We start from the raw sequence: 4648 nt of genomic DNA, 5'->3' as shown, positions 1-4648 counted from the left end.
ATCGTGCACACTAGCTAATTTAGGATGATTACATTTACGTCAAGGAGCTTAACTACACAGAGGCTTTGATTGTTTTCGGAGATGTCTAATGGTGTGATGTCGCTGATTTCGTTGGTTACAAGGTAGAGCTCAGTCAGGTTAGTTAAAGATTGCAAGGGTTTGATGTCGCTGATTTGATTGTTGTCGAGACGGAGATGAGTCAGGTTAGTCAAAGATTCTAGCGGTTTAATGTCGCTGATTTGATTATTACGGAGCGTGAGCTTCTTCAGGTTAGTCAAAGATTGCAAGGGTTTGATGTCGCTGATTTGATTGTTGCTGAGGTTGATATCGGTCAGCATAGTCAAAGATTGCAAGGGTTTGATGTCGCTGATTTGATTGGAGGTGAGGTCAAGTTCCTTGACACTCAAAAGTAGCAGAGAAGCAGCATGGCACTTAGTAGTCCCGGTTCGCTGCAATATCACCTCAACAGTATGTTTAGCTTCAGGGCTCAAATTTGCTTGGCCTCGACACCAATCAGCAAATGTTCCTCGACTATTTACCCCTAGCTTGTCTGCGACTAACACAGAAAATCCATTTCCACATGATGTTAGGACCATCGCACTACAAGTAACTGCGATCAACCTTTGTACTTCTACAACACCCTGTTTACGATACCGCTTTGGTAAATTCATATGTTTGTCTGTAACTATAAGTGCCATAATCTTATTACTATTGTATTTCTCGGCGTTGCTGAACTTGAGTATGAATTCACATTTTTTACTTTTTGATAAACACAGACTTTTTGTGCCTGTGAGCTTTGGTGCATAACTTAATTCATACCGTCAATCAGCAACGCCTATTTCCTAATTATCTGGTGAGTTATAGCAATCCTAAATGAGTCGTAAATTTTTTACCCCACCCCAACCCTCTCCTTATCAAGGGGAGGGAGTAAGAAATTCACAAATGATTTAGGATTGCTATAGTTCAATTGGTTGTTCCCAACGACAGAAAAACTCGCTCTTGTTAGGGCAAGTTTTGGCAGCGATCGGATTTCCGCCGAGGTAGAGAGATGTTTTAGTCAAAGAACGTAAGGGTGTGATGTCGCTGATTTGATTGTTGTAGAGATAGAGCACACTCAGATTAGTCAAAGAGCGCAAGGGTTTGATGTTGCTGATTTGATTGTAGCTGAGGTTGAGCCTAGTCAGGTCAGTCAAAGATTCTAGCGGTTTGATGTCGCTAATATTATTAAAGGTGAGGTAGAGCCCAGCCAGATTAGTCAAGGATTCTAGCGGTTTGATGTCGCTGATTTGATTCTTGTAGAGATGGAGTTGAGTCAGGTTAGTCAAGGATTCTAGCGGTTTGATGTCGCTGATTTGATTGGAGCCGAGGTTGAGCTTAGTCAGGTTAGTCAAGGATTGCAAAGGTTTAATGTCGCTGATTTGATTGTTGTAGAGGTTGATATCACTCAGATCTGTCAAGGATTCTAACGGTTTGATGTCGCTGATTTGATTGTTGCTGAGGTCGAGCTGAGTCAGGATAGCCAAGGGTTCTAGCGGTTTGATGTCGCTGATTTGATTGTTGTTGAGATGGAGTTGAGTCAGGTTAGCCAAGGATTCTAGCGGTTTGATATCGCTGATTTTCCTGTCACCTAGGAAGAGAACTCGCTCACTCGAAAGTTGCTGATTAGCCGCATTGCACTCTGTAGTCCCGGCTTGCTGCAACAGCACATCAACAGTATGTTTAGCTTCAGGCCTCAAAGAATCCCGATCGCGACACCAATCAGCAAATGTTCGTCTACTGTTTACCCCTAGCCTCTCTGCGACTAACACAGAAAATCCATTTACACATGATGTTAGGGTGATCGCACTACAAGTAACTGCGATCAACCTTTGTACTTTTAAAACACCCTGTTTACGATACTGCTTTTGTAAATCCAGGTGTTTGTCTGTAACTATAAGTGTCATAATCTTATTACTCTTCTATTTCTCGGCGTTGCTGAACGTGAGTATAAATTCACATTTTTCACTCTTTGATAAACACAGACTTTTTGTGCCTGTGAGCTTTGGCGCAGAACTTAATTCATACCGTCACTCACTCGAAGTCTTCTCTAAATATATAGCCTTTCTCAGATAGATGAGGTATGTAATAAGGCTTGAAAGTCCCGCTATTCAGGGAATCTCGGGCACCTCATCTTTTTAATAAAGGCTATAAGAGTTTTCTCTAAATAGCTCAATTATGAAAGGTGGTTCAAAAGGTTGTTCAGTTGGTGGTTTCCAAACACAGAAAGACTCAGGCTTGCGAGGGCAAGTTTTGGAAGCGATCGGATTTCCGCTGAGGTTGAGCCCCATCAGGTTAGTCAAGGATTCTAGCGGTTTGATGTCGCTAATTTGATTGTTGTAGAGATACAGATCAGTCAGTTTAGTCAAAGAGCGCAAGGGTTTGATGTCGGTGATTTGATTGTTGTAGAGATGGAGCCGAATCAGTTTAGTCAAAGAGCGCAAGGGTTGGATGTTGCTGATTTGATTGTTGTAGAGATAGAGCCGAGTCAGTTTAGTCAAAGATTCTAGCGGTTGGATGTCGCTGATTTGATTGTCGCTGAGCTTGAGCCAAGTCAGTTTAGTCAAGGATTGCAAAGGTTTGATGTCGCTGATTTGATTGGAGGTGAGGTAAAGCTCAGTCAGGTTAGTCAAGGATTGCAAAGGTTTGATGTCGCTGATTTTATTGTTGTTGAGGTAAAGCTCAGTCAGGTTAGTCAAGGATTGCAAAGGTTTGATGTCGCTGATTTTATTGTTGTTGAGGTTGAGCCAAGTCAGTTTAGTCAAGGATTGCAAAGGTTTGATGTCGCTGATTTTATTGCCTGAGAGGTTGATCCGAGTTAGATTAGTCAAGGATTCTAGCGGTTTGATGTCGCTGATTTTATTGCCTGAGAAGGATAGAGTTGGCAAACTCGAAAGTGTCTGATTAGCCGCATTGCACTCTGTAGTCCCGGCTCGCTTCAACAGCGCATCAACAGTATGTTTAGCTTCAGGCCTCAAAGAATCCCGATCGCGACACCAATCAGTAAATGTTCGTCTACTGTTTACCCCTAGCCTCTCTGCGACTAACGCGGAAAATCCGTTTCCACATGATGTTAGAAGCAGCGCACTACAAGTAACTGCGATCAACCTTTGTACCTCTACAACACCCTGTTTACGATACCGCTTTGGTAAATTTATATGTTTGTCTGTAACTATAAGTGTCATAATCTTATTACTATTCTATTTCTCGGCGTTGCTGAACTTGAGTATGAATTCACATTTTTTACTACTTTTTGGTAAACACAGACTTTGTGCGCCTGTGAGCTTTGGCGCCTAACTTAATTCATACCGTCACTCACTGCCTTCTCTAATTAGCTCAATTATGTGAGGTTGTTGTTCAGTTAGTGGTTTCCACCTACAGAAAGACTCTGGCTTGAGAGGGCAAGTTTTGGGAGCGATCGGATTTCCGCTGAGGTAGAGTACTGTTCTAGTTAAAGAGCGCAAGGGTTTGATGTCGCTGATTTGATTGTTGTAGAGATGGAGTCGAGTCAGTTGAGTCAAAGAGCGCAAGGGTTTGATGTTGCTGATTTGATTGGTGTTGAGGTCGAGCCAAGACAGATTAGCCAAAGATTCTAGCGGTTTGATGTCGCTGATTTGATTGTTGCTGAGGTCGAGCCAACCCAGTTTAGTCAAGGATTCTAGCGGTTTGATGTCGCTGATTTGATTGTTGTAGAGATGGAGATGAGTCAGGTTAGCCAAAGATTCTAGCGGTTTGATGTCGCTGATTTGATTGGAGGGGAGGTTGAGCTTAGTCAGTTTAGTCAAGGATTGCAAAGGTTTGATGTCGCTGATTTGATTGTTGTAGAGGGTGAGCCAAAGCAGGTTAGTCAAGGATTCTAGCGGTTTGATGTCGCTGATTTGATTGTTGCTGAGGTTGAGCCACATCAGGTTAGTCAAGGATTCTAGCGGTTTGATGTTGCTGATTTGATTGTGGTTGAGGTAGAGCCTCTTCAGGTTAGTCAAGGATTCTAGCGGTTTGATATCTCTAATTTTTTTGGAGGGAAGTATTAGAGTTGGCAAAATCGAAAGTGTCTGATTAGCCGCTGTGCAGTCTGTAGTCCCGGCTTGCTGCAACAGCACATCAACAGTATGTTTAGTTTCAGGATTCAAAGAAGCCCGATCGCGACACCAATCAGCAAATGTTCGTCCACTATTTACCCCTAGCCTCTCTGCGACAGACGTGGAAAATCCGTTTCCACATGATGTTAGGGCGATCGCACTACAAGTAACTGCGATCAACCTTTGTACTTGTACAACACCCTGTTTACGATACCACTTTTGTAAACTTATATGTTTGTGTGCAACTATAAGTGTCATAATCTTGTACCTCTAATTTTCTAATACATTAACAGCGGAAAACTGCCCAATATATGGGTTTGATTCCATTACCCAAAGTATTCGTAACTTAGCACATGACATCAAACAACTATTTTCCTTGTTTGAACAATCACCCCTGCCCTTTTTAAGGGGGCTAGGGGGAATCAGTGTTAACTGAACCTTATGCTATAGCGATCGCAAATGATTTGTAAATCATAAATAATGTATAATGAGGATGTAAACCTAAGTAGGAGTTGAGATGTCCCGAGAGAAAT

General features: G+C 42.3%; 4 protein-coding genes. All 4 read right to left on the bottom strand.

The annotated features are described in order from the left end of the window. Window positions 1-14: 14 nt before the first annotated feature. Window positions 15-698 (bottom strand): leucine-rich repeat domain-containing protein, encoded by a 684-nt coding sequence (locus tag E5S67_RS31060; RefSeq protein ID WP_172193189.1) that lies wholly within the window; start codon window positions 696-698, stop codon window positions 15-17. Between the two features lie 258 nt (window positions 699-956). Further along, entirely contained in the window at window positions 957-1943 is a 987-nt protein-coding gene (locus E5S67_RS31055) for a leucine-rich repeat domain-containing protein (RefSeq protein WP_172193187.1), read from the bottom strand. 231 nt (window positions 1944-2174) lie between these two features. After that, the gene (locus tag E5S67_RS31050) at window positions 2175-3221 is read right to left on the bottom strand and encodes a leucine-rich repeat domain-containing protein (protein WP_172193185.1); all 1047 of its coding nucleotides are present in this window, start codon (window positions 3219-3221) and stop codon (window positions 2175-2177) included. 126 nt (window positions 3222-3347) lie between these two features. Further along, entirely contained in the window at window positions 3348-4373 is a 1026-nt protein-coding gene (locus E5S67_RS31045; protein ID WP_172193183.1) for a leucine-rich repeat domain-containing protein, read from the bottom strand. Between the last annotated feature and the right edge of the window lie 275 nt (window positions 4374-4648).

Source organism: Microcoleus asticus IPMA8, from assembly GCF_013179805.1.
In the GTDB taxonomy this organism is placed as follows: Bacteria; Cyanobacteriota; Cyanobacteriia; order Cyanobacteriales; family Microcoleaceae; genus Microcoleus; species Microcoleus asticus.
This window is presented reverse-complemented; position numbering and strand designations above follow the sequence as displayed.